Here is a 25678-nt window from a genome sequence, read left to right on the forward strand (position 1 = left end):
CGTGGTTTCTGTGTTCGACGGCGTGGGGTTGCCCTGGGTGGGCGGGGTGGGTGGTGGTGCCGCGTCTACCATCCGCCGCTCGTTCCTCGCGGCTCCCGCCAGGCCCGACCACGACGCGGCACCACCACCCACCCCGCCCGGCGTCGTCTCGCCCTGGTCGGTGCTCACCTCGGGCGACCGCCCGCGGTGTCGGTCTCACCAGCACGTTGCCGCTTTGCGTCCGGTCGCCGTGGAGCCTTCCCGCACCGTCCCGGCACCGTCCCTGCGCGGCGCCGCGGTCGCGGGATGTCGGTCGCGGGCGTCTGGCGAGCAGGCGGGGCTGGTTTCGTCCGGGGGGTCGGAGGAATAACCTATACGTGCGTATGGTTATCGACCTCGGGCCGTGAGTGCGGCTCGTGGGAACGAACGAGGAGTGGACAGAGATGGTCGCCGCCGAGGGGCTCGTCATCGACTGGGCGCAGATGCCCACCTACAACACCGTGATGTCCGTCGCCGTCGGCGCCGGGCTGATCCTGCTCGTCATGCTCGGCCGTGAGCTGCTGCGGTCGCCGGGGAAGGTCGTCGTCGAGGGGTGGTCGCTCGCGTTCGGCGTGCTCGGCACGATCCTCACGGCGACCGGGCTGCACATGACGCTCACGTGGCCGCTCGCCGCGGGCGGCTTCCCGTTCGACAACATCATCTTCGGCGAGACGAGCCTCGCGTTCGGCGTGCTGCTCCTCGCCGCCGCGTTCTACCTGTGGACGCGCGGCCGCGCCGCGCTCGAGCGGGCCGACGCCACCGAGCACCTGCAGGCCGTCGCGCGCCCCGTGTCGGTGTTCGTGCTCGGCATGGGCCTCGGGCTCGTCGCCATCGCGATCGCCGGCGTGACGTACCAGCTCTTCGCCGCGCCGCCGGAGGAGCCCATCTCGGGCGCGTTCGCCGCCTACCCGCTCGTCGAGGCGATCTTCATGTCCGGGCTCATCGCGCTCGTCGGCGTCGGCGCGATCCTCTTCCCGTTCGCGGTGCGCTCCGGTCGCCGGGTCGTCCGCGTCGTCATCGGGTGGGCATGGGGCCTGTCCGGCGTCGCGTTCCTGCTGTTCGGCGCCATGAACTTCTTCACCCACATCGGGCTCATCGTCAACACGATGGGCTGACGAGGGCCGCCGTCCAGCGGGCGGGCGGGACCCCGTGGGCCGGGACGGCTCGCGGGGTTCGCCTCGCGCGCGCGAGGCGTCATCATAGGGGCCATGCAATCACCGGTGCGCGCCGTGGCTCACGCCGCGGTCCTCGCCGTCGTCGCCGGGCTGTGCCTGGCCGTCGTCGCGAGCGGCGCGTTCGACGTCGTGTCGTTGCCCGACGCCGCCCCGGCCGCGGTGCCCTCGCCTCCCGCCGCGTCGGAGGGCGGGGACGCCGCCCCGGTGGACGACGGCGGCGCCGACGACGCTCCGGGGACCACGCCCGACGACGAGGCGGCCGAACCGGGGGACGAGGCCGAGGGCACGACGGCGGACCCTGCCGCCGCGACCGCCGTCGACCCGGTCTGCCGGGACGCGGAGGTCGCGTGGGGCGCCGCCGCCAAGGCGCAGGTGAACCTCACCGTCGAGCACCCCGAGGCGCTCGTCGAGGGGTTCACGACGGCCCGCGACACCCTCGCCGGGGCCTCGCCGCCCGACGAGATCGCGCGCGACTGGGCCGTCGTGACGACCTATCTCACGATGATCGCCGACGAGGTCGAGGCGACCGGCGCGCGCGACACAGGTGAGCTGTCCCGGGCGATCGACCGCGTCGGGCGCCGCATCGACACGGGCGCCCTCACGTCGTCGTCCCGGGCGGTCACCGACTACTTCCGTGCGGGGTGCACCCGCTGATCGAGGGCAGGCAGGTCTTTCACCCCGTGGCGCTCGCCACATGGGGAGCGGTCCCCACCTCGGCGGTTTGGGGGCGCGCGAGGCGCCGCCATGGGAAACCATGGGGCACATGCGCAACCGACTGACGATCACGAAGACCACGACCGCCCTCGCGACGAGCGCCCTTCTCGTGCTCGGCCTCGCCGCCTGCGGCGGCTCGGGCGACGACGCGAGCACCGACTCCGAGACGACCGCGTCGGAGGAGACCACCCCGGCCGAGGACGAGTCCTCGGAGTCGGAGGACACCACGGAGGAGGAGACCGGCGACGCCGAGGCCTCGGGCGACTTCTGCACCGCCTACCAGACGCTCCTCGACGCCCAGAGCACGCTCGGCTCGATCGACACCAGCGACCCGGCCGGCGCCGTCACCGAGTTCGAGACGTTCACCGCGTCCCTCGAGGCGGCTGAGGCCCCCGCCGAGATCAGCGGTGACTGGGACACGGTCACGGGCGTGTTCCGCCAGCTCACCGACACGCTCGAGACCGCCGTGGACGACCCGGCCAGCGCCGACCTGTCGTCCATCACGTCGCTCATGACCGACGAGTCGTTCCAGACCTCCGCGCAGAACGTCGCGGTGTACGGCACGCAGAACTGCTGACGCCCCTGCTCCCTCCGGACCCCGGCCCGCCTCGGCGCGCCGGGGTCCGGCGCGTCCGGGGCCGGACCGGACGCCCCGCGCGCGGATCCGCCAGGATGGACCCATGCCTCCTGCCGACGCCGCCCCAGCCTCCTCCGCGCCCGCCCGGCCGGACGCCGTCGTGAGCCCGCCCCCGCCGGGCGCGGGCCTGGCCCCGGCGGAGCTCGCGGAGGCCGCGACGACGCTGCGCGCGGACCTCGCGGCGGCAGGCTTCACGGTCGACGGCGTCGAGCGGGTGCTCGGCCCGGTCGCCTCGGCCGCGCTGCACCGCGAGCAGGCCGTGCCCGCGCGGCGCGCGCTGCGGGGACGCGAGGGTGACCCCACGGCCGCGCTCGCCGCGCTGTTCCTCCTGGGCGACGACGTCCCGCGCGCCGCGGTCGACGCCGCCCTGGGGCGCACGGGGGTCGACGGCGCCCGGCGGCTCGGGCTGGTCGAGGCCGCGGGCGCGGCGGACGACGACGCCGTGCGCGCACTCGTGGACCTGCGGCCCTACGCGGCGTCGGACGCGGCGGGCCCGGTGACGTGGTGGCTCTCCTCGGACCTGGGCGAGCTCGCGACGGGTCGCCGGCTCGCGGCCGACCACGTGCTGGGCGCGGGCGGGGCGTCCCTGACGCTCGCGCAGGTGACGGTCCGCACCCCGGTCGGACGCGTGCTCGACCTCGGGACGGGCTGCGGGATCCAGGCCCTGCACGCCGCGCGGCACGCGCGGTCGGTCGTCGGCACCGACATCTCGCGGCGAGCCCTCGGGTTCGCGGCGTTCAACACGGCGTTCAACCTGCCGTTCGGCACGGGTGCGGCAGCGGCCACGGGGCGTGGCGCGGCGATCGAGCTCCGCGAGGGGTCGATGCTCGAGCCCGTGACGGGCGAGCGGTTCGACCTCGTCGTGTCGAACCCGCCGTTCGTCATCACACCCCGCGCGGGCGGTGCCGGCGCGCTGCCCGAGTACGAGTACCGCGACGGCGGGCGCGCGGGCGACGACGTCGTGCGCGACCTCGTGACGGGCGTCGCCGCGGTCCTCGCGCCGGGCGGCGTGGCCCAGCTCCTCGGCAACTGGGAGCACCGCCGCGGCGTCCCGTGGGACGAGCGCGTCGGGGAGTGGCTCGACGAGGCGGGGCTGGACGGCTGGGTGGTCCAGCGCGAGGTGCAGGACCCGGCCGAGTACGCGGAGACGTGGATCCGCGACGGCGGGACGACGCCGGAGCGCGAGCCCGGGGCCTGGGCCGCCGCCTACGCCGCGTGGCTCGACGACTTCGCGGCCCGCGACGTGGAGGCCGTCGGGTTCGGGATCGTGACGCTGCGGCGCCCGCTCGACGGCGCCCGCCCCACCTTGCGCCGGCTCGAGGAACGCACGGGGCCGGTCCGCCAGCCCCTCGGCGGTCACCTCGCGGCGGCGCTGGCGGCGCACGACTGGCTCACGGCGCGCGACGACGCCGCGCTCGCGAGCGCGCGCCTCGCCGTCGCGCCCGACGTGACCGAGGAGCGGTTCCACACGCCGGGCGCTCCCGACCCGACGGTCGTCCTGCTGCGTCAGGGCGACGGCTTCGGGCGGGCCGTCCAGGCGTCGACGGGGCTCGCGGCGCTCGCCGGGGCGAGCGACGGCGAGCTCGCCGTCGGGCAGCTCGTCGGGGCGATCGCCGCGCTCTTCGAGGTGCCGGCGGACGACCTCGCGGGCGAGCTGCTGCCGAGCGTGCGAGGCCTCGTGGGCGACGGGTTCCTGGTGCCGGTCGGCTGACACCCGGGTCCGGCGACGTTCGCGGTCGCGAGACGGGCGCGACAGGCGAGACAGGGCGGGCCCGCACCGATACGTTCGGGTGGCATGGACCTCGAGGTGCGGCACCTGCGCATGATCGTGGTGGTGGCCGAGTCGGGCAGCGTGACCAAGGCGGCGGCGTCGCTCGGCCTCGCGCAGCCCGCCCTCACCGCCCAGCTCAACCGGATCGACCGCACCCTGGGCGGGTGCGTGTTCACGCGCGACCGCCTGGGCGCGCGCCCGACCGAGCTCGGCGAGCTCGTGCTGCGGCACGCGCGCGTCGTGCTGCCCGCGATGGCGGCGCTCGTCGACGACGCGCGGCGGCACGTCTCCGACCGGTCGACGGCGGGTTCCGTCCGCGTGGGGACGGTGAGCTCCGCGATCGGCGGGCTGTTCGCGAGCCGCCTGCACGCGGCGCTGCCCGGCGCGCTCGGGGTGGACGACCTCCTCGTCACCACGGCGACGTCGTGGTCCGTCGAGGAGACGGCGGAGCGGCTGGCGGGCGGGACGCTCGACGTGGCGCTGGTCGGGATGTGCGGCGACGCGGCCCCGCCCGCGGACGGGGGCCTCGTCTGGACGGCGGTGTCGACGGACCCCGTGTTCGTGCTCGTCGACGAGTACCACCCGGTCGCGGCGCGGGACGCCGTCGGGCTGGGCGAGCTGGCCGACGCGCTGTGGCTCACGGCCCCGGGGAGCGGGTGCTTCGAGCGGTGCTTCGTGAGCGCGTGCGTGCGGGCGGGGTTCACGCCGCGGGCGATGGGGGAGTCGGACCGGACGTCGTGCATCGACCAGGTGCGCGGCGGGCACGCGGTCGCGCTCGTCCAGCCCGTGCTGCTCGACGCGCCCGGCGTGCGGACGGTCGCGCTCGACGGCGCCCCGCTGCGCTGGACGCACCACGTGGGCTGGCGCCGCGACGCGGCCGAGCGTCTGCCGGTCGACGCGATCGCGCGCGCCGCCGCGGGGGCGCACCGCGACGCGGTGCAGCGGTCGCCGCGCTACCGGCGCTGGCGTGCCGAGCACCCGGTGGAGATCGCGTAGGGGCGAGCCCGCACATAGCGCCCGCGTATGACCTGATCGCGATCTGGGCGTGGGCTGGACGTCTCCCTAGCGTGACCTTCGACCGGGCCACCCGGGCCCGGCGAAGGGAATGGACGACATGACACGACCACTCCGCAGGAGGATCGCCGCGGTCACCGCCGCCGCGACGCTCCTGACGGGCGCGGCCGCGACGCACGCCGTCGCGGGCACGCCCGCCCCCGAGGACCAGCGCGCGACGGTGCGCGCGGTCCCCAAGACGACCCCCGGCCTGGAACGTGCGCTGCAGCGCGACCTGGGCCTCAGCGCGCGGGACGCACGGACGCGTCTCGCCTTCCAGTCCGACGCGGCGGGCACCGAGGCGGCGCTCGAGCGTCGTCTGGGCGCCGACTTCGCGGGCGCCTGGGTCGACGACTCCGCGAACGTCCTCTACGTCGGCGTCACCGACGCCGCCGACGCCCGTGCGGTGCGGGCCGAGGGCGCCACCGCCGTGACCGTGGACCATACGCTCGCGGACCTCGAGTCCTGGCGCGCGACCCTCGACGGCGCGCTCGCCGACGACCCGGCGGCGCTGCCGGGCTGGTACGTCGACGTGACGCGCAACCGCGTCGTCGTCTCCGTCCGCGAGGGTGGCGAGTCCGACGTCGCCGCGCAGGTCGCGGCGGCGGGCGTGCCCGCGGACGCGGTGGCGTACGAGGAGACGGCCGAGGTGCCCCGGCCGCTGATCGACGTCGTCGGCGGCAACGCCTACACGATCGGTGGCGGCACGCGGTGCTCCGTCGGGTTCGCGGTCCAGGGCGGGTTCGTCACCGCCGGGCACTGCGGCTCGGTCGGCGCGCGCACGTCGGGCCCCGCCGGCACGTTCCGCGGGTCGAGCTTCCCCGGCAACGACTACGCCTGGGTCCAGGTCGACGCGGGCAACACGCCGGTCGGCGCGGTGAACAACTACGCCGGCGGCCGCGTGGCCGTGGCCGGGGCGACGCAGGCACCGGTCGGCGCGTCGGTGTGCCGGTCGGGCTCGACCACCGGCTGGCACTGCGGGACGGTCCTCGCGTACAACGCCTCGGTCACGTACGCGCAGGGCACCATCACCGGCCTCATCCGCACGAACGTGTGCGCCGAGCCGGGCGACTCCGGCGGCTCGCTGCTCGCGGGCAACCAGGCGCAGGGCGTCACCTCCGGCGGGTCCGGCAGCTGCAGCACCGGCGGCACGACGTACTTCCAGCCCGTCGGGGAGATCCTCTCCGCGTACGGGCTCACGCTCGTCACGAGCGACGGCGGGGGCGGCGACCCCGAGCCCCCGACCGGCTGCGCCGGCTACGCCCGGACGTACACCGGCACGCTCTCGGCCGGGGCGACGGCCGTCCAGCCGAACGGGTCGTACTACACGGCCGCGACCGCGGGCTCCCACCGCGGCTGCGTCACGGGCCCGGCCGGCAGCGACTACGACCTGTACCTGCAGCAGTGGAACGGGTACTCGTGGGTGACGGTCGCGCAGTCCACGTCGCCGGGGGCCAACGAGTCCCTGACGTACAACGGCGCGGCGGGCTACTACCGGTTCGTCGTGCACGCGTACGCGGGCTCCGGTGCCTACTCGCTGGCCACGACAACCCCCTGAGCCCCTGACCGTCTGACCCCGTCCGCGTCGAGCACGAGGTTGCTGTCGTTCCGGTCCTCTTTCCGGGAGCAGCCTCGTGCTCGGCGGCGTGCAGGGACGTGTTCGGCGTGGCTCGCCGCATGCCGGGGTCCCGTCAGGCCAGCAGCGCCGGGCCGTACTTGAGCACCACGAGGATCGCGAGACCCACGAGCCACGCCGCCACCAGGTAGCCGAAGGCCCCCGAGCGCACGAACCCGAGCAGCCGTGCCTGCGCGGCCCGCGGCAGGTACAGGTTGTCCTCCAGGACGTTCCAGTGCAGGAGCGAAGCGAAGACGAGCGTGGTCGAGACCGTGATGAGCAGGCACCACGGGCACAGCGCGCCGATGACGAACATCGACTGGGAGAAGAGCCAGTAGGCGAACACGACGCCGAGGAAGTAGACGCATTGCGCGGCGAAGAGGAACCAGCGGGGGAACCGCGTCCCGCCCAGCGCCGCGACCGCCGTCGTGATGACGATGGGCTCCGCGATCAGGCCGAGGAACGCGTTGGGGAAGCCGAACACCTGCGCCTGCCACGACTGGGCGACCGTCCCGCACGACAGCACGGTGTTGACGTCGCACGCGAGCGTGGCGGTGGGGTTGGCGGCCAGGACCACGGCGTCGTACGACAGCACGAACGCCGCGGTGAGGCTGAGCAGGCCGAACAGCAGCATCTCGCCGAACAGGACGCCGCGGGAGTGGGTCCAGCCGGTGGGGCGGGCGAACGGGTCGAACGCCGCGTCCTGCGCATCCCCCGGGCCCGACGGCGTCCGGCCCGGGCGCGGTTCGTCCGTCAGGGCGGTGGTCGTTCCGGTCACGGGCGGTCCTCGGGTCCGCGGGGCCCCGCCGGGTCGGGGGACGCCCCGGCGGGCGGGCAGAAGGTGGCGCCGGCCGGCAGGGTGGGCGCGCTGCCGGCTCGGCGCCGCACCCAGGTTACGAACCCCGCACCCGCCGCCGACAGGGACCATGGTCCCGGATCCTGGCCGCCGAACCCGCCGAACCCGCCCCGCCACCGGTCGAACACGACATGAGGGACGTCGAGGGGCCGAGAGCGACCGCCGTGTCGTGCTCGACGGGGCGTCGTGTCGTTCTCGGCCGAGGTGTGCGACGACGGTGGGTCGTCACGGCGGTAGGGGCGTCCCCGCCTAAGATCTGGGGGCGCCCGCGCTCCCCGCGGCGCGAACCGGCCCGAGCCCCACCCGCCCGAGAGGACCTGCGTGCAGCACGACGACGTCGACTCCCTGCGGCGGTCGAGCGCGGCGTGGCGGCTCCTGCGCGCGGACACGGCGCCGCTCGTGCTGTCGTTCCTCGGCACCCTGTTCGTCGAGGACAACGTGCGCGCGATCCCCGAGAGCGAGCTCGTCGCGCGGCTCGACGACCACCTGTGGGCGGTCGACGGCCGGTCCGCACGAGCCTCCGGAGCAGAGCCGCGGTACCCGCGACCCCCGCAGGCGTACGTCGACCACTGGGCGCACCCCGACCAGGGCTGGCTGCGCGCCTGGTACCCACCGGGCTCGGCCGAGCCCCACTACGACGCGACGCCCGCCGTCGAGCAGGCCGTGCGCTGGGTCGCGTCGCTGCGCGGGCGCGGGTTCGTGGGCACCGAGTCGCGGCTCAACACCGTGTTCGAGCTCCTGCGCCAGCTCGCCGTCGGGACCCAGACCGACCCGGCGGAGCGCCTGCGCGAGCTCGAGGAGCGCCGTGCGGCGATCGACGACGAGATCGCCCAGGTGCGTGCCGGGCGCGTCGCCGTGCTCGACGCGGCGGCGCAGCGCGACCGCTACCAGCAGCTCACGCAGACCGCCGCCGACCTGCTCTCCGACTTCCGGGAGGTCGAGGCGAACTTCCGCTCGCTCGACCGCGAGCTGCGCGAGCGCATCACCGGCTGGGACGGCGCCAAGGGCGAGCTGCTGGAGGAGGTCGTGCGGTCGCGCACGGCCATCGCGGAGTCCGACCAGGGCCGCTCGTTCCACGCGTTCTACGACTTCCTGCTCGACCGTCGCCGCCAGGAGGAGTTCGCCGCGCTCGTCGAGCGCGTGCAGTCCCTCGACGCGATCGCGCCCGACGTCGTCCGGCCGGCCCCGGGGGCGCCCGGGCCGGACGTGGACGCCGCCGCGACGGACGCGGCGGCGCGGGAGCAGGAGCACCGCCGGCTACGGCGCGTGCACTACGACTGGCTCGACGCCGGCGAGCGCACGCAGGCGACCGTGCGCACCCTCTCGGAGCAGCTCCGCCGCTTCCTCGACGACCAGGTCTGGCTCGAGAACCGGCGGGTCATGGACATCCTGCGCGGCGTGGAGGCCAAGGCGCTCGCCGCGCGCGACGTCGCCCGCAGGGCGGGAGGACCTCCGGGAATGACGGTCGACGCCGTCGCGCCGGAGATCGTCCTGCCGACCGAGCGACCGCTCTTCACGCCGCGCCCCACGGCCCGGCTCGACTCGGACCACGTCGAGGCCGGCGACGACGACTTCGAGGTCGACGCGCTGTACGACCAGGTGCACGTCGACCCGGAGCGCCTCGCGCGCACGGTCCGCGCGACGCTCTCCCGGCCGGGCGGCCCGGGGGAGGTCGCGCTCGCCGACCTGCTCGCCGACGCGCCGCTCGAGCACGGACTGGCGGAGCTCGTGACGTACCTGTCGCTGGAGGACCCGCGCTTCGTCGTCGTGCACGACGAGGAGCGCACCGACGAGGTGCGCTGGGAGGGCGAGGCCCCGACCGGGCCCGTCGCCGAGGACTCGACGCCGGACCCCGTGGTGCGCGTCGCTCGCCTGCCGCGCGTCACCTACGCGCGGCGCGCCGGGGCGGGCGGCCCGCCGCGCGACCCGGTGCCCGTGCCGAGCACCCCGCCAGGCCAGCAGCCCCACGACACCGACCCGGCCCCGGAGGAGACCCCGTGAGCACGACCCGCACCGCGCGCGACCCGGAGCTGTCCGTCGTCGTGACGTCGCTGCTCAAGGGCGTCGTCTACCGCGAGTCCGGCGAGGCGCTGTGGCGCGACCTGCTCGCGCGCGAGGCGCAGGTGCGCGACACCGTCGCGATGATGGGCCTGCAGGTCGTCGTCGACGAGGGCGACGGCTACGCCTACCTGCGCTCGCAGCCCGAGCACGAGCGCGACGAGCGCGTGCCGCGCCTCATCCCGCGCCGCGAGCTGCCGTTCGACGTGAGCCTGCTGCTCGCGCTGCTGCGCAAGCGGCTCGCGCAGGCCGACTCCGAGGGCGGTGACACGCGGCTCGTGCTCGCGCGCACGGAGATCGTCGACCTGCTGCGGGTGTTCCTCGCGCAGGACGCCGGCGCGGCGGCCAACGAGGCCCGGCTGGTGGACCGCGTGGACGGGCTCGTGCGGCGCGTCGTGGAGCTGGGCTTCCTGCGCCCGGCGGGCCGCCCCGACCCGGACGGCTCGCCCGCCGGGGGCGCCCCGGGCGAGGACGGCGACCCGGCCTCCGGCGACGCGCGGCGGTACGAGGTGCGGCGCATCCTCAAGGCGTTCGTCGACGCGCAGTGGCTCGCGGACTTCGACGCGCGCCTCGCGCAGTACCTGGAGCTCGCCGCGGACGGCGCCGGGACGGGACCGGGGTCGCGCGCGGGCGCAGCGGCCACCGGGACGAGCGCAGGGACGGGCGCAGGGACGGGCGCAGGGACGAGCGCGAGCACGACGACGAGGACGGTGGCGTGATGGAGGGCCTGTTCAGCGCGGTCGAGCTGCACGACCCGGCGGCGGACCTCGACGCCCGGGCGGGCTTCCGCCTCGAACGGCTGGAGGTGCTCAACTGGGGCACGTTCGACCAGCGCGTGTGGGCGTTCGACCTCGACGGGCGCAACGCGCTCCTCACGGGCGACATCGGGTCGGGCAAGTCGACGATCGTCGACGCCGTGACGACGCTGCTCGTGCCGTCGCACCGCATCTCCTACAACAAGGCGGCCGGGGCGGGCGCGCGCGAGCGGTCCCTGCGGTCGTACGTCGCGGGGCACTACAAGTCGGAGCGCGACGAGGCGACGGGCACGACGCGCCACGTCGGGCTGCGTGAGCGCGGCACGTACTCGGTCGTGCTGGGACGGTTCTCCAACCGCGGGTTCGACCAGGAGGTCACGCTCGCCCAGGTGTTCTGGCTCGCGCCGGGGCAGTCGGGCCAGCCCGACCGGTTCTTCGTCACCGCGGACCGTCCGCTGACGATCACCGAGGACTTCGCCGGGTTCGGCGGCGACGTGGCGGCGCTGCGACGTCGCCTGCGCGAGTCGGGCGCCCAGGTGCGCGACCACTTCCCCGAGTACGGGCGCGACTTCCGTCGTCTGCTCGGCATCCCGTCGGAGCAGGCCATGGACCTGTTCCACCAGACGGTGTCGATGAAGTCGGTGGGCGACCTCGGCGAGTTCGTGCGCGAGCACATGCTCGAGCCGTTCGACGCGGACCGCTGGACGGACCGGCTCGTCGCGCACTTCGACGACCTCACGAGCGCGCACGACGCCGTCGTGCGGGCCACCGCGCAGATCGAGCGGCTCGCGCCGCTGCTCGCGGACTGCGACGCGCACGACGCGCTGGGGGAGCGGTCTGCCGCGCTCGTGGCGCGCCGCGACGCCCTGCGCGCGTTCACGGCCTCGCGGCGGGTGGCCGACCTCGACGGGCTCATCGGCGCCCTCGACGAGCGCGTCGCGGACGGCGAGTCCCGCCGCCAGCGGGTCGGCGACGAGCTGGGGCTCCTCGCGGCCGAGCGGCAGCGGCTCGAGCTCGAGCGCGCGGGGCACGGCGGCGACCGGCTCGCGGCGATCGAGGGCGAGGTCGCGCGCCGCGAGGTCGAGCGCGCCGCGCGCGAGCGCCGCGTCGCCCGGCTCGCGGGCTACGCCGCCGCCGCAGGCCTGACGCTCGGCGGCCCGGACGGTGCCGAACCCGGGGTTTCTCCCCAGGGCGAGGACGTCGTGGGGAGCCAGCCAGGGTTCGGCGGAGGGGCGGCGGGCGTGGCTGCCGCGCTCGTCGACGCCGCGGCGTTCGCCGCGCTGCGGCGTGCGGCCGACGACGCCGCGGTGCGCGTGCGCGACGACCTCGCCCGGGCGGAGGAGCGGGCGGGCGAGGTCGCCGCGGAGCTGCGCGCCGTCGAGCAGGAGACCGCCGACGTCAAGGCCGAGCTCGGGAGCCTCGCCGACCGCCGCTCCAACCTGCCGCGCACCCACCTGGAGGTGCGCGACCGGCTGTGCGCCGGCGTCGGGCTCTCCCCGGCGGACGTGCCGTTCGTCGGCGAGCTGCTCGCGGTGCGCACCGAGCACGCCGACTGGGAGGGCGCGGCCGAGCGCGTGCTGCGCGGTTTCGCGCTCTCGTTGCTCGTGCCGGCCGCGCACTACGACGCCGTGTCCGCGTGGGTCGACCGCGAGCACCTGGGCCTGCGGCTCGTGTACCACCGGGTGCCCGAGCGCGTCCCGGCCGCCCGGCCCGCGCCGCGCGACGACGTCCCGCTGCTCGCCGACCTGCTCGACGTGCGGCAGCTCGACGACGCGCCGTCACTCACGGCGTGGGTCGAGGCCGAGCTGGAGCGGCGCGCCGACCACGCGTGCGCGCCGGACCTCGACGCGTTCCGCCGCCTCCCGCGCGCGATCACGCGCGCGGGCCAGGTGAAGCACTCGCCGGACCATCACGAGAAGAACGACACGCGTGCCGTCGACGACCGCCGCGGCTACGTGCTCGGCTGGTCGACGCAGGCCAAGATCGACGCGCTGCTGGAGCAGGCGGCCGAGGTGACCGCGCGGCGCGACACGCTCGCGCGGCGCCGCGACGAGGCCGCCGCCGCCCGGGGCGACCTCCAGGCGCGCTCGGCCGCGCTCGGCCGGCTCGACGTCTACCGCGACTGGGACGAGCTCGACCGCGGCGCCGAGACGGCGCGCATCGCCGAGCTCGCCGAGGAGAAGCGGCGGCTCGAGCAGGCGAGCGACGAGCTCGGCCGGATCGCGACGCTGCTCGACGACAACGCGCGTCGCCACGGCGAGCTCGAGGCCGAGCGCGACCGCGTCGTCGCGACGCTCGGCGCCGACCGGCACGCGCTCGACGAGGCGCGCACCGCGCGCGAGCGGGCGCGGGCCGTGCTCGACGGCGCGGGCGAGGCGCTCGACGAGGAGACGACGGCCGCCCTCACCGCGGAGTTCGACCGCGAGCTCGCGGCGGTCGGCGCGGCCGGCACCGACCGGGACGGTGTCGGCCGGGACGGCGCGACCGGCCCGACGCGCACGGCCGACCTGGACGCCGTCGAGAACGCGGTGCGCTCGCGGCTCACCGCCGAGGCCGAGCAGGCGCAGCGCGAGCGCGCGGACCTCGGGACGCGGATCGCGGGGCAGATGGCCTCGTTCCGGTCGGCGTACCCGGTCGAGACGGCGGAGCTCGACGCGGACGTGCGCTCGGCCGACGGCTACCGCGAGATCCACGACCGGCTCGTGCGCGACGACCTCCCGCGGTTCGAGGCCGACTTCAAGGCGTACCTCAACACGAACGCGATCCGCGACATCGCCGGCTTCGCGGCCGAGCTCGCCAAGCAGGCCGACGTCATCCGCGACCGGATCGACACGATCAACGACTCGCTCCGCGCGATCGACTACAACCCGGGCCGGTACATCCGCCTGGAGATGTCGCGCACGCCCAACCTCGAGGTACGGGAGTTCCAGCAGGACCTGCGCGCGTGCACCGACGGCGACGGGATCCTCGCCGAGGACGACCGCGCGCTCGCCGAGGGCGACGGGTCGCTCGCCGACGGCGCGCTGTCGTACTCGGAGGACCGGTTCCTGCGGGTCAAGGCGCTCGTCGAGCGGTTCCGTGGTCGCGAGGGCATGACGGACCTCGACGAGGCGTGGCGCCGCCGCGTGACCGACGTCCGCAACTGGTTCGTGCTCTCCGCGTCGGAGCGCTCGCGTGCCGACGACTCCGAGCACGAGCACTACTCCGACTCCGGCGGCAAGTCCGGCGGCCAGAAGGAGAAGCTCGCGTACACCGTGCTCGCGGCGTCCCTCGCCTACCAGTTCAAGCTCGACTGGGGCGCGGTGCGGTCGACGGCGTTCCGGTTCGTCGTCATCGACGAGGCGTTCGGTCGGGGGTCGGACGAGTCGACCCGGTTCGCGCTCGAGCTGTTCCGCCGCCTCGGGCTGCAGCTGCTCATCGTCACGCCGCTGCAGAAGATCCACGTCATCGAGCCCTACATCTCGGCCGTCGGGTTCGTCGACAATCCCTCGGGGCGGTCCTCTCGCCTGCGGACCCTGTCGATCGCCGCCTACCGTGACGGTCGCACGACCGGCGAGGCGCCGCCCTCGGACGCCGGACTCGAGACCGCAGCGGAGCCCGAGCCCGCCGCGAGGTAGAGCCCCGGTCACGCGAGAAGACTCCGGTCGCGCGAGGGGAACGCTGGTCCCGGCGAGGTTCCCTGAGCGGACGCCGTGCCCGACGACGACCGTCAGTCGAGCGGGCGCGGTCGCCGGGCCCCGGCGAGGGTCGAGGCGAGGATCGCCTCGATCGCGAACGCGGTCGACTCGGCGAGGTCCACGGCGTCGGGGTCGAGCAGCCACTGGGTCTGGAGGCCGTCCATCGCGCCGATGATCGTGGAGGCGGCGAGGTCGAGCGCGGCGTCGGTGAGCTCGTAGTCCGTCTCGGTGTCGCCCGCGGCGCGGCGCTCCTCGACCACCTCGCGCAGCGCGCCCGCGATGTCGGCCCGCAGGCCGGTGAAGCGTTCGGTGACCCAGGCGCTCGCCGGGTGGCCGTCGGTGACGGCCTCGCCCGTGAGCACGGTGTACGCCTGGACGATCCCGGGCCGCTCGGCGTTGATCGCGGCGGTCTTGACCAGGTGCCGGAACAGGTCGAGCCCGCCGGGGATGTGCTGCCCCTCGAGGTGCTCGACGTCGACGCGGTCCCGGAACTCCAGCACCTCGGTGAGCAGGCGGTCCTTGGAACCGAAGTGGTGCAGCACCCCGGCGTGCGTGATGCCGACCTGCTCGGCGACCTCGGCGAGCGAGCCCTGGTGGTAGCCCTTGGACCCGAACACGCGCATCGCCGCGCGCAGGATCTCCTCGCGGCGCTCGAGCGTCGCGGGGCGGGTGCGGCGGGGGCGGGGCGTCCGTGCGGGGGCGGCGTCGGTGGCGCTCCGCGCGGGGATGGCGTCGGTCATGACGGCAACCATACTGCGACCCACCCGCTCTTACTGACGAGTTAGTAATGTGTGGTTGAATCGCCTCCGGAATGGCGTCGAGGGCGACGGAGCGCCCGGCGTCGCCGCAGATCACGGACTCGCCGAGGAGCCCCGCGTGACCACTCGTTCCGTCACCCGCCGTACCGTCCGCACCGTGCCGCGTCGCGCGGCCGTCGCGGTCGCCGTCGCTGCGCCGGTCGCGCTCGTCGCCGCGGCGTGCGGTCTCGCGACCCCGACCGACGAGCCCACGCCGACGGCCGTCCCCGCCGTGCTGACGATCGGGATGCCCAACTCGGTGGACGAGGAGGACAACAACCCCTTCGACAGCGGGTCCGCCGCGCAGAAGCTCGGCTACGCGAACGTCCTCTACGAGCCGCTCGCGCAGGTCAACCTCGTCGACCCGGCCCAGGACCCGACCCCCTGGCTCGCGAGCGAGTGGTCCTGGGACGCGGGCTACACGGAGCTGCGGGTCACGGTCCGCGAGGGCGTGCTCTGGTCCGACGGCGAGCCCCTCACGCCCGACGACGTCGCCTTCACGTTCGGGCTCCGCAGGGACGTCCCCGCGCTCAACCCGGACCTCCTCCCGTACGACGACGTGCGCGTCGAGGGGAGGGACGTCGTCGTGACGTTCGGGAGCGGCCAGTACGTCAACCGCACCAAGGCGATCAACACGTTCGTCGTGCCCGAGCACGTGTGGGCCGACCGCCCCGCCGAGACGCTCCTGGAGGACCCGAACGTCGACCCGGTCGGCACGGGGCCGTACGTCCTCGAGGAGTTCACGACCGACGGTGCCACGCTCGTCGCCCGGGACGACTACTGGGGCGGTCCGCTCGCCGTCCCGGAGCTGCGATACGTCGCGTTCCCGGACAACGACTCCCTCACCGCGGCGTACGTGAGCGGCGAGGTGCAGTGGGGCTGGGCGTACATCCCCGGCTACGAGCGCGTCTATCTCGCCGCCGACCCCGAGCACCTCCACCAGTTCGCCCCGACCGGTCTGGCGATCGACGCGCTCTTCCTCAACACGCAGGTGCCGCCGTTCGACGACGTCGCCGTGCGCCGCGCGTTGAACATCGTGCTCGACCGCGAGGACATCTCGAACTACGCCACCTCCGGCGTCTGGCCCGCGCTGCGCAGCGCGACCGGGCTGCCGCTGCCGGCCGGCGAGCCGTTCCTCGCTCCGGACCTCGCCGACCGGCGCCTCACGGTCGACGTCCCGGGTGCCACCGCGATCCTCGAGGACGCGGGGTACGACCTGGTGGACGGCGTCCTCCAGGACGAGGACGGCGTGCCCGTCACGTTCACGCTGACGAACCCCTCCGGGTGGACCGACTACATGTGGGAGCTCGAGGCGGTCAAGGACGCGGCCGCGCGGCTCGGCATCGTCGCGACGGTGGAGGGGCAGGACGAGGCCGAGTGGTTCGACAAGATCGGCACGGGCGACTTCCAGGCGTCGATGCACTGGACCGACGGCGGCGCGACGCCCTGGGACACGTACTCCAGCCAGATGAACGGCGCCCACCTGCGCCCGCTCGGCACCAGCGCCGACGCGAACTTCGGCCGGTTCCAGGACCCCGACGCGGACGCCGCGTTCCTGGTCTACGCCTCCTCGACCGACGCGGCGGAGCGCGCGGCCGCGCTGGCGACGATCCAGCACGTCTACGTCGACCAGGTCCCCGCGATCCCGCTCCTCGGGCGCCCGACGGCCGCCCAGTACTCGACCGTCGCCTACACCGGGTTCCCGTCGGACGCCGACCCGTACGCGTCGCCGCAGCCGACCAGCCCGGCCGCGTCGCTGATCCTCACGCGCCTCGTCCCGAGCGCAGGGGAGTAGCGCGCGGAGCCTCTTCCCGTCCTCTTCCCGGAACGCACACACGCGTCCTCTACGGTGGAGGGATGCCAGCCGACCACGCCCCGACCCGGCCGCTGCCGACCAGCGGCGGGACGGGCACGCGACCGCTCCCGGCGACGCCGCCGGTGCTGCCGCCCGCGCCTTCCGGCGCCCCGCGCCCGCCGGTGACGCCGCCCCCTCCGGTCGCCGCGTACCCGTCGGGCGCCCCCTACCCGCCCGGGGCGTCGTACCCGCCCGTGGCCTCGAGCCCGCGGGGACCACACCCGGCACCCCGTCGTGTCCCGACCGCCGACGCCGACGGGCCCAGCACCGCGTCGCGCGTCGTCGCCGCCGTCGTCGCGGTGCTCGCCGTCGCGGGGGCGTGGCTCGTGTGGCGGTTCTTCGTCGACACGTTCGCCGGGCAGATGCTCGAGCGAGCCGCGTTCGACGGCGCCGTCACCGGCCAGGGCGAGCTCTGGACGGTGGCGGAGCCGGTCCTGGACACGGTCTCGGTCGCGTTCGTCGTCGGCGGCCTCGGCGCTGCCATGGGGATCGCGCTCCTGCGCCGGCGCTGGGGCCTCGCCGTGCAGGTGGCCTTCCTCGTCGTGGGGGCGAACGTCACGACGCAGCTCGTCAAGCACTCGCTCCTCGGTCGCGAGGAGCTGATCGGCGGCTGGCACTGGGAGAACTCGCTGCCGAGCGGGCACACCACCGTCGCCGGGTCGGTCGCCGCGGCCCTGCTGCTCGTCGTCCCGCGCGCGGCCCGTCCGCTCGTGGCGGTCCTCGGCGGCGCGTACACGGCCGCGACCGGGATCTCGACGCTCGTCGGGCAGTGGCACCGCCCGAGCGACGTCGTCGCCGCGGTCCTCGTCGTCCTCGCGTGGGCGGCGCTCGTGTGCGCCTTCACGCCGCGGTCGGCCCTCGACCCGGGCGCCGGCCCGTCGCCGGGCTCGACGGTCATGGCCGTCCTCCTCCTGCTCGGCGCCGCGGCGGCCGGGGTGGCGGCGGCGCTCGCGCTGCGGGCGACGCCCGCGACCTGGGGCACCACGGCCGCGCAGGAGGTCACCGCCTACGCCGGAGGGGTGGCGGGCGTGCTCGCGGTGACGGCCGCCGCGTTCGCCGTCCTGCTCCTCGTCCGGCAGTCCACGGCTCGCCCGGACGTGCACGCCGTTCGGGGGTAGGGTGCGGCTGGCGCGACGGGAGTAACGTCGTAGGCTGCCACGGCGGACGACCGGACGGTCGTTCCCGAGGCCACGACGCGCCGCACGCCCGGGGTGGTGCCCGGTCGCCGTCGGGCGGGAGCGCCCACCACTGACACGTACGCACGGACGAAAGCAGGATCGGATGCCACGCAAGCTCGTGATCGTCGAGTCGCCCGCCAAGGCTCGCAAGATCCAGGGCTACCTCGGCGACGACTACGAGGTCGAGGCGAGCGTCGGGCACATCCGCGACCTGCCGCAGCCGTCCGAGCTGCCCGCGGACATGAAGAAGGGCCCGTACGGGAAGTTCGCGGTCGACGTCGACCACGGCTTCGACCCGTACTACGAGGTCTACGCGGACAAGAAGAAGAAGGTCGCCGAGCTCAAGCGCGCGCTCAAGGACGCCGACGAGCTCTACCTCGCGACGGATGAGGACCGCGAGGGCGAGGCCATCGCGTGGCACCTCCTCGAGGCGCTCAAGCCCAAGGTCCCGGTCAAGCGCATGGTCTTCCACGAGATCACGCGCGAGGCCATCCAGCGGGCGCTGCAGAACACGCGCGACCTCGACGAGCACCTCGTCGACGCGCAGGAGACCCGCCGCATCCTCGACCGCCTCTACGGCTACGAGGTCTCGCCCGTGCTGTGGCGCAAGATCGCCCAGGGGCTCTCGGCCGGGCGCGTGCAGTCGGTCGCGACGCGCCTCGTCGTCGAGCGCGAGCGCGAGCGCATGGCGTTCGTCGCAGCGGAGTACTGGGACGTCACGGGGACGTTCGAGCACGCGGACGCGTCCGCCGCCGACGCCGGGAAGGCGTTCGGCGCCCGGCTCGTGCAGGTCGGCGACGCACGCGTCGCCTCGGGCCGCGACTTCGACGACCGGGGGCAGCTCAAGGCGGCGGCGGCGCGCGACGGCGTCGCGCACCTCGACGAGTCGACGGCCCGCGCCGTCGTGGCGGGTCTCGCGGACGCCGCGTTCGCCGTGCGCTCGCTCGACACCAAGCCGTACACGCGCCGTCCCGCGGCGCCGTTCACGACGTCGACCCTCCAGCAGGAGGCCAGCCGCAAGCTGCGCATGTCGTCGCGCCAGGCCATGCGCACCGCGCAGTCGCTGTACGAGAACGGCTACATCACCTACATGCGCACGGACTCGCCGTCGCTGTCGGCGGAGGCCACGACGGCGGCCCGCCGCCAGGCGGCCGAGCTCTACGGCCCCGAGTTCGTGCCGGAGAAGCCGCGCGTCTACGCCGCGAAGAACCAGGGCGCGCAGGAGGCGCACGAGGCGATCCGTCCCGCGGGCGACTCGTTCCGCACGCCCGCGCAGGTCAAGCGCGAGCTGAGCGACGACCAGTTCAAGCTCTACGAGCTCGTGTGGAAGCGCACCGTCGCGTCGCAGATGGCGGACGCGAAGGGGTCGACGGCGTCCGTCCGCCTCGGCGCGACCCTCTCGGCCGCCGCGGGCGACGTCGCGGGCCGCGACGCGGTGTTCGCCGCGTCGGGCACCGTCATCACGTTCCGCGGGTTCCTCGCCGCGTACGAGGAGAGCTCCGACGTCGACCGGTACGCGGAGGACGCGCCCGTCGTCGGGACCAAGGGCGACGACGACGCGCGCCTGCCGCAGATGGCCGAGGGCGACCCGCTGCGCGGGGACGACCTCACGGCCGACGGGCACTCGACGTCCGCCCCGCCCCGCTACACCGAGGCGAGCCTCGTCAAGGCGCTCGAGGAGCTCGGCATCGGACGGCCCTCGACCTACGCGTCGACGATCTCCACGATCCAGGACCGCGGGTACGTGCTCTCGCGCGGGCAGGCGCTCGTGCCGAGCTGGCTCGCGTTCGCCGTCGTGCGGCTGCTCGAGGAGCACTTCGACCGGCTCGTCGACTACGACTTCACCGCGCGCATGGAGGCCGACCTCGACGAGATCGCCGCCGGGCGCCGCGACCGCGTGGCGTGGCTCACCGAGTTCTACTTCGGCGACGCCGCGAAGGGCGAGGACGCCGAGGGTCTGCGCGACCTCGTCGCGAACCTCGGCGACATCGACGCGCGCGGCATCAACTCGGTGCCGATCGGCGAGGGCATCCAGCTCCGCGTCGGGCGCTACGGCCCGTACGTGGAGGACCTCTCCGTCCCGGTCAAGGAGGGGGAGAACCCGCCGCGCGCGTCCGTGCCCGACGACGTCGCCCCCGACGAGCTGACCGTCGCCAAGGCGCGCGAGCTCCTCGCGGCCGGTGCCGACGACGGCAAGGTGCTCGGCACCGACCCCGTCTCGGGCAACGAGGTCGTCGCGAAGGCCGGACGCTACGGGCCCTACGTCACCGAGGTCCTCGACCTCCCGCCGATCGACACGAGCCTGTCCGCCGCCGCACAGAAGAAGGCGAAGGCCGCGCAGCCCAAGCCGCGCACGGCGTCGCTGCTCAAGACGCAGTCGCTCGACACGATCACGATCGACGACGCGCTGCGCCTGCTGTCGCTGCCGCGCGTCGTCGGGACGGACCCCGAGTCGGGCGAGGAGATCACGGCGCAGAACGGCCGCTACGGGCCCTACCTCAAGAAGGGCACCGACTCGCGGTCGCTGCCCGACGAGGAGTCGATGTTCACCGTCACGCTCGACGAGGCGCTCGAGCTGTACAAGCAGCCCAAGCGCGGGCGCGGCCAGCGCGCCGCGACCCCGCCCCTGCGCGAGCTCGGCGACGACCCGAACAGCGGCAAGCCGATCGTCGTCAAGGACGGCCGCTTCGGCGCCTACGTCACCGACGGCGAGACGAACCGCACGCTGCCCCGCGACGTCACGCCCGAGTCGATCACCCCCGAGCGCGCGATCGAGCTCCTCGCCGAGAAGCGCGCCCAGGGCCCGGCGAAGAAGCGCACCACGGCCCGCAAGCCGACCGCGAAGAAGGCCCCCGCGAAGAAGTAGGGCCCGCCTCGGGCCGTGGTCAGTGCGCGGTGTGCCCGACCGGCTCGGGGAGGCCGGCCTCGGCGCGGACGCGGCGGGAGAAGCCCTCGATGGAGCGCAGGGCGTCGACGAGCTCCGGCACGCGCACGGGGAACGGCATGGCGTGGATCGTCTCGCCCTCCGCGGTGGCGGCCTCCGCGACGCGCGTGAGGTCGTGCACGTCGTCCGCGGTCAGGCCGATCTCGGTGAGCGTGTTCGGCAGGCCGACGCGCGTCGTGAAGCGCACGAACTCCTCGATCTCCTCGGTCGGCGCGCCCTCCAGCACGAGCTGCGTCACGGAGCCGATGTTCACCTTCTGGCCGTGCGTGAGCCCGTGCGTCTGGGGCGCCGCGGTGAGTCCGTTGTGGATCGCGTGCGCCGCGGCGAGGCCGCCGGACTCGAAGCCCAGCCCGGACAGGAGCGTGTTCGCCTCGACGACCTTCTCGACCGCAGGTGTCACGAGGTGGTCCTTCACCGCGTCGATCGCGGGCAGCGCGTTCTCCCAGAGGATGTCCCACGAGAGCTGCGCGAGCGCCGTGCCCGTGACGAGCGGGAGGCCGCCGGCCATGGTCGACGCGTTCGCCTCGGCGACGGCGCGCGCCTCGATCCACGTCGCGAGCGCGTCCCCGACGCCGGCGACGAGGAACTTCACGGGCGCGTTCGCGACGAGGCCCGTGTCGACGAGCACGAGGTCCGGGTTGTGCGGGAAGAACCGGTACTCCTCGAACGCGCCGTCCTCGGTGTAGATGACGGACAGGGCGGAGCACGGGGCGTCGGTGGACGCGACGGTCGGCACGGAGACCCAGCGGATGCCGCGCAGGTGGCCCGCGGCCTTCACGGCGTCGATCGTCGAGCCGCCGCCGATGCCGACGATCACGTCGGCGCCGAGCTCGTCGATCTCGCGCGCGAGCCGGTCGACCTCCGCGGCGGTGGCGTACGTGCCGAACCCGGTGCGGTGGCGGGGGAGGTCCTGGTCCTGGAAGGACACGGCGACCGTGTCCTGGACGATGCCCCACACGACGTCGTCGGCGACGAGCAGCGGCTTCGTGCCGATCGGTCGGACGAACTCGCCGAGCCGCGTGAGCGCACCGCGGGCCTGGACGTAGCGCAGCGGGCTGATGAGCGTGCGGACGGGAACCTCGGGCATCGTGGCCTCCTGTGGAGTCGGTGGGTCGCCGTCGGGCGCGCCGCAGCCGTGCGAGGCCGGTGCCCGCCGGCCTTCCCCACCGTGGCACGCGTCCCCGGGGACCACCACCGGGACGCCGGGGTGCGTGACCTTGGTCCCGGCCGGGTCAGCCGGCCAGCAGCGTGATCGTGCCGAGCACGACCGTCACGGCGGGCAGGAGCAGCACGCCCCAGCGCCCGGTGCGGTCGGTGCGGGCGTGCGGCGCGTCGTCGAGCGGGTCGACGACGGGGTCGCCCGAGCCCTGCTCGCGCAGGCCCCAGACGGTCCCCACGACGAGCGCGACGGCGGCCGCGACCAGGACCGGGACCGCAGGGAGGGTCGCGACCGGGGCGCGCAGCGTGACCGCGACGGCCACGAGGGCGCCCGTCACGACCACGTTCCCGAGGACGGTCGGCACGGGGTGGGCGAGGGCGGCGCGCAGCAGCCGGTCGCCGGCGCGCCACAGCCCGACGAAGCCCGCGAGCGCGGCCACGAGGACGAGCAGCATCCCGGCCGGGACCACGAGGGTGCCGCCGTCGAGCGCGGGTCGCAGCGACCACAGCACGCCGAGCATCCCGACCGTCTGCACGGCGGAGGCGGCCACCGTGCGGCCGATCGAGGAGCTCGACTGCGCGGGGTCCTCGGGCAGGTCGAGCGAGCGCGCGTACGCCACGGGATCGCCGAACGCCTCCCACGCGGTCTCGCCGGAGTCGACGACGTGCGCGTCCACCTCGGCGAGCACGGCGCCGATCCGTGCTCCGGCGACCCCCTGGAGCCGCAGCTCCAGCAGGAGCGCCTCGGCCCAGCGCGGGTCGACGTGCGGCGCGTGGCGGCGCTCGATCGTGTAGCGGGTCGTGTCGCTCATCGAGGGGTCCTTCTCGGGGTGGGGTCGGGAGGAGGTGCGTCTGCCGGGATCGCGACCGGCTCTGGGACCGGCCCCGGGACCGGTCCTGGTCCCCGGTCGGGGTCCGGGCGCGCCCCCGCGTGCGGGGCGAGGCCTGCGGCCGGGCGCGCACCGTCCGGCGAGGGCGTGCCGGACGGGCCCGCGACGAGGGTGCTCGCCGCCGTCGTCACGGCGTCCCAGCGGGAGGTCGCGTCGGCGAGCGCGACGCGACCCTGGCCCGTGACGGCGTAGTACCGACGGCTCGGCCCGCGCTCGCCCTGGTGCCAGGAGGTCGTGACGAGGCCGTCGTCCTCCAGGCGCTGCAGCAGCGGGTAGAGCGTGCCGCCCTTCACGGTGCCGAGGCCCGCGTCGGCGAGCGACCGCGTGATCGCGTAGCCGTAGGTGGGGCCGTGGGTCGCGACGACCGCGAGCACGCACAGCGGCAGCACGCCGCGCAGGAGCTCGCGGTCGAGCCGCTCGTCGAACCTCATGGCTAGACAGTACGGCTATCTAGTTAGGGCGGCAACCTAGTGGTCGCCGGACGGGCGTCCCACGATCGCATGAGTGCTGTTATAACAGTGCTATGACTTCTCAGGACCCGACCACCGTCCCCGGCCGGTGGGACTCCCTGCACGCCGTGCTCCGACGCCTCGACGACGAGATCGGCACGGTCTACACCGACCGAGGCATCGAGGGCGTGCGGCCGCGGTTCGTCTACCCGCTGATCCGGCTCGCCCACACCGGCCCGCTGACCATCCGTGGGCTCGCGGAGTCGCTCGGGCGGACGCACTCGGCGATGAGCCAGACCGTCACGGCCATGCGGCGCGAGGGACTGGTCGAGACGGAGCCCGGCCCGGACGCCCGGACGCGACGGGTCGCGCTCACCGAGAAGGCTCGCGCGCTCGTCCCGCTCCTGGAGGCGGAGTGGCGCGCGACGGAGGAGTCCGTCGCCGAGATCGACGACGAGCTGCCGCACGCGTTGAGCGCCGTCGTCGTCGAGCTGGAGCGCGTCCTCGCCCGCCGCTCGCTGCGCGCGCGGCTCGTGGATCGGCTCGATGCGGCGGGCTACCCCCTGCCGGTGGGAGCCGCCGAACCCGCGGGATCCGGTACCGACGCCGCCCCGCCCGAGGACCGTTGAGGTGCGCGACCACGTCCTCGACGTCCGCCCTCTGCGCTCCAGCCGCGCGTACCGCGACCTCTGGGCCGGGTCCGCCGTCGGCGGGCTGGGGTTCCAGATCGCGAGCGTCGCCGTGCTGCTCCAGGTCTGGGAGCTCACGCACAGCCCGCTGTGGACGGGCACGATCGGTCTCGCCACCGCGGTCCCGCTCCTCACGCTCGGGCTCGTCGGCGGTCACCTCGCCGACGTGCACGACCGGCGCACGATCATGCGGCTCGCCGCGGCAGGGCAGGTGCTCGCCGCGGTCGGGCTCGTCGCGCAGGCGCTCGCGGGCAACCGGTCCGTGTGGGTGCTCCTCGGCCTCGTGAGCCTCGGCGCCGCGTGCAACGCGCTGGGTTCCCCGGCCCGGCGCACGGTGCCGCCGCGCCTGCTCCCGCCCGACCAGGTCGCCGCAGGCCTCGCGCTCCAGAACCTCGCGTTCCAGGTCGCGATGCTCGTGGGCCCCGCGCTCGCCGGCCTGGTGCTCGCGCGCTGGGACCTCCCGGCGGCGTACGGGGTGCAGGCCGTGGCGGCGGTCGTCGCCCTGCTCGGGCTCGTGCGCCTCCCGCCGCTCCCGCCGGGCAGCCCTTCAGGGGCGCCGCCGGGACCGTCCGACGCCGTGGCCGCCGTCGCCCCCGCCGTCGCCTCCGTCGGCGCACCTGGCGACGACCGTGCGGCCGGGGAGGAGCAGACCGCGCCGACCGCGACGGGCGCGCCGACCGCGACGGGCGCGCCGACCGCCGCGCGCGCGCCGCGCCGTCGGGCAGCCGCGGGCGGGTGGTGGATCGTGTGGCGCAAGCCGACGCTGCGCGGCTCGTTCGCGACCGACGTCGCGGCGACGGTGCTCGCGATGCCGATCTCGCTCTTCCCGCTCGTCAACGAGCTCCGGTTCGACGGCGACCCGCGCACGCTCGGCCTGTTCCTGTCCGCCGTCGCGGTCGGCGGCATCGGGGCGGGCCTGTTCTCGGGTGCGGTGACCCGGGCCCCGCGGGCGGGCGTGCTCCAGCTCGCCGCGGCCGCGACGTGGGGCGTCGCGCTCGCGGGGTTCGGCCTCGCGGGCCCGCTGTGGCTCGCGCTCGCGTGCCTCGCGGTGGCGGGCGCGGCCGACACGGTGAGCGTCGTGACTCGCGGCGCGCTCGTCCAGCTCGAGACGCCGGACGAGTTCCGCGGGCGCGTGTCGTCGGTCGAGCACGTCGTGGGCGTGGCGGGGCCGGAGGTCGGCAACTTCCGCGGCGGCGTGCTCGCGTCGCTCACGTCCGCCCCGGTCGCCCTGGCGGTGGGCGGACTGGCGGCGAGCGCCGTCGTCGGGCTGGTCGCCTGGCGCAACGCCCCGCTCCGCCGCTACCGCACCCCCGCCCCAGACCTCGTCCCGACCTGGTGAGTGCTGGGTATCCGTCGTCCCGACGGCACCGGGACGACAAAGACCCAGCA

19 protein-coding genes are annotated in these 25678 nt (G+C 75.2%); 14 read left to right on the forward strand and 5 right to left on the reverse strand.

The window, feature by feature from the left end; genetic code table 11:
* The first annotated feature begins 422 nt into the window (after window positions 1–422).
* The 6 genes from ABRQ22_RS17000 (at window position 423) to ABRQ22_RS17025 (ending at window position 6926) form a co-directional block, all read left to right on the forward strand.
* Entirely contained in the window at window positions 423–1133 is a 711-nt protein-coding gene (locus ABRQ22_RS17000; RefSeq protein WP_253055294.1) for a DUF981 family protein, read from the forward strand.
* Between the two features lie 93 nt (window positions 1134–1226).
* Complete coding sequence (locus ABRQ22_RS17005; RefSeq protein WP_353707572.1) at window positions 1227–1847, forward strand: hypothetical protein; 621 nt, start codon at window positions 1227–1229, stop codon at window positions 1845–1847.
* A 109-nt stretch (window positions 1848–1956) separates the two neighbouring features.
* Window positions 1957–2484 (forward strand): hypothetical protein, encoded by a 528-nt coding sequence (locus ABRQ22_RS17010; RefSeq protein WP_253055296.1) that lies wholly within the window; start codon window positions 1957–1959, stop codon window positions 2482–2484.
* 103 nt (window positions 2485–2587) lie between these two features.
* The gene (locus tag ABRQ22_RS17015) at window positions 2588–4255 is read left to right on the forward strand and encodes a methyltransferase (RefSeq protein WP_353707573.1); all 1668 of its coding nucleotides are present in this window, start codon (window positions 2588–2590) and stop codon (window positions 4253–4255) included.
* 84 nt (window positions 4256–4339) lie between these two features.
* Window positions 4340–5311, forward strand: a complete 972-nt coding sequence (locus tag ABRQ22_RS17020) for a LysR family transcriptional regulator (protein WP_353707574.1) — start codon at window positions 4340–4342, stop codon at window positions 5309–5311.
* A 118-nt stretch (window positions 5312–5429) separates the two neighbouring features.
* The gene (locus ABRQ22_RS17025) at window positions 5430–6926 is read left to right on the forward strand and encodes a S1 family peptidase (protein ID WP_353707575.1); all 1497 of its coding nucleotides are present in this window, start codon (window positions 5430–5432) and stop codon (window positions 6924–6926) included.
* A 133-nt stretch (window positions 6927–7059) separates the two neighbouring features.
* Here ABRQ22_RS17025 and ABRQ22_RS17030 read toward each other — a convergent pair whose 3' ends face one another.
* Entirely contained in the window at window positions 7060–7761 is a 702-nt protein-coding gene (locus ABRQ22_RS17030) for a vitamin K epoxide reductase family protein (RefSeq protein WP_353707576.1), read from the reverse strand.
* Between the two features lie 399 nt (window positions 7762–8160).
* Between ABRQ22_RS17030 and ABRQ22_RS17035 the strand changes: the two genes are divergently transcribed.
* The 3 genes from ABRQ22_RS17035 to ABRQ22_RS17045 are packed head-to-tail and all read left to right on the forward strand — an operon-like array spanning window position 8161 to window position 14269.
* Window positions 8161–9840, forward strand: a complete 1680-nt coding sequence (locus ABRQ22_RS17035) for a DUF3375 domain-containing protein (protein ID WP_353707577.1) — start codon at window positions 8161–8163, stop codon at window positions 9838–9840.
* Window positions 9837–10616, forward strand: coding sequence for a DUF4194 domain-containing protein (locus ABRQ22_RS17040; protein WP_353707578.1), 780 nt, complete (start codon window positions 9837–9839; stop codon window positions 10614–10616). Before ABRQ22_RS17035 ends, ABRQ22_RS17040 begins: the two co-directional genes overlap by 4 nt.
* On the forward strand, window positions 10616–14269 hold the full coding sequence (locus ABRQ22_RS17045) for an ATP-binding protein (protein WP_353709570.1): 3654 nt from the start codon (window positions 10616–10618) through the stop codon (window positions 14267–14269). The genes ABRQ22_RS17040 and ABRQ22_RS17045 overlap by 1 nt, the downstream gene beginning before the upstream one ends.
* 92 nt (window positions 14270–14361) lie before the next feature.
* On the opposite strand, the gene ABRQ22_RS17050 is transcribed toward ABRQ22_RS17045, so the two are convergent.
* A complete protein-coding gene (locus tag ABRQ22_RS17050) occupies window positions 14362–15069 on the reverse strand; it encodes a helix-turn-helix domain-containing protein (protein WP_353707579.1) in 708 nt (235 codons plus the stop codon).
* A 136-nt stretch (window positions 15070–15205) separates the two neighbouring features.
* Here ABRQ22_RS17050 and ABRQ22_RS17055 point away from each other — a divergent pair, with 136 nt between their 5' ends.
* From ABRQ22_RS17055 to topA, 3 genes are all read left to right on the forward strand, one after another.
* The gene (locus ABRQ22_RS17055; RefSeq protein ID WP_353707580.1) at window positions 15206–16921 is read left to right on the forward strand and encodes an ABC transporter substrate-binding protein; all 1716 of its coding nucleotides are present in this window, start codon (window positions 15206–15208) and stop codon (window positions 16919–16921) included.
* 62 nt (window positions 16922–16983) lie between these two features.
* On the forward strand, window positions 16984–18099 hold the full coding sequence (locus tag ABRQ22_RS17060; RefSeq protein ID WP_290445705.1) for a phosphatase PAP2 family protein: 1116 nt from the start codon (window positions 16984–16986) through the stop codon (window positions 18097–18099).
* A gap of 163 nt (window positions 18100–18262) precedes the next feature.
* Window positions 18263–21025, forward strand: coding sequence for a type I DNA topoisomerase (gene topA / locus ABRQ22_RS17065; protein WP_253055305.1), 2763 nt, complete (start codon window positions 18263–18265; stop codon window positions 21023–21025).
* A 19-nt stretch (window positions 21026–21044) separates the two neighbouring features.
* Here topA and ABRQ22_RS17070 read toward each other — a convergent pair whose 3' ends face one another.
* From ABRQ22_RS17070 to ABRQ22_RS17080, 3 genes are all read right to left on the reverse strand, one after another.
* Window positions 21045–22190 (reverse strand): glycerol dehydrogenase, encoded by a 1146-nt coding sequence (locus tag ABRQ22_RS17070; protein ID WP_253055306.1) that lies wholly within the window; start codon window positions 22188–22190, stop codon window positions 21045–21047.
* A 145-nt stretch (window positions 22191–22335) separates the two neighbouring features.
* On the reverse strand, window positions 22336–23073 hold the full coding sequence (locus ABRQ22_RS17075) for a hypothetical protein (protein WP_253055307.1): 738 nt from the start codon (window positions 23071–23073) through the stop codon (window positions 22336–22338).
* Window positions 23070–23582, reverse strand: coding sequence for a PadR family transcriptional regulator (locus ABRQ22_RS17080; RefSeq protein WP_308202355.1), 513 nt, complete (start codon window positions 23580–23582; stop codon window positions 23070–23072). The genes ABRQ22_RS17075 and ABRQ22_RS17080 overlap by 4 nt, the downstream gene beginning before the upstream one ends.
* 92 nt (window positions 23583–23674) lie before the next feature.
* Here ABRQ22_RS17080 and ABRQ22_RS17085 point away from each other — a divergent pair, with 92 nt between their 5' ends.
* Window positions 23675–24229: a MarR family winged helix-turn-helix transcriptional regulator gene (locus ABRQ22_RS17085; protein WP_253055308.1), complete on the forward strand. Its 555-nt coding sequence runs from the start codon at window positions 23675–23677 to the stop codon at window positions 24227–24229.
* 1 nt (window position 24230) lies between these two features.
* Entirely contained in the window at window positions 24231–25628 is a 1398-nt protein-coding gene (locus tag ABRQ22_RS17090) for an MFS transporter (protein ID WP_353707581.1), read from the forward strand.
* The last annotated feature ends 50 nt before the right edge of the window (window positions 25629–25678 follow it).

This window comes from Cellulosimicrobium sp. ES-005 (genome assembly GCF_040448685.1).
Taxonomy (GTDB): domain Bacteria; phylum Actinomycetota; class Actinomycetes; order Actinomycetales; family Cellulomonadaceae; genus Cellulosimicrobium; species Cellulosimicrobium cellulans_G.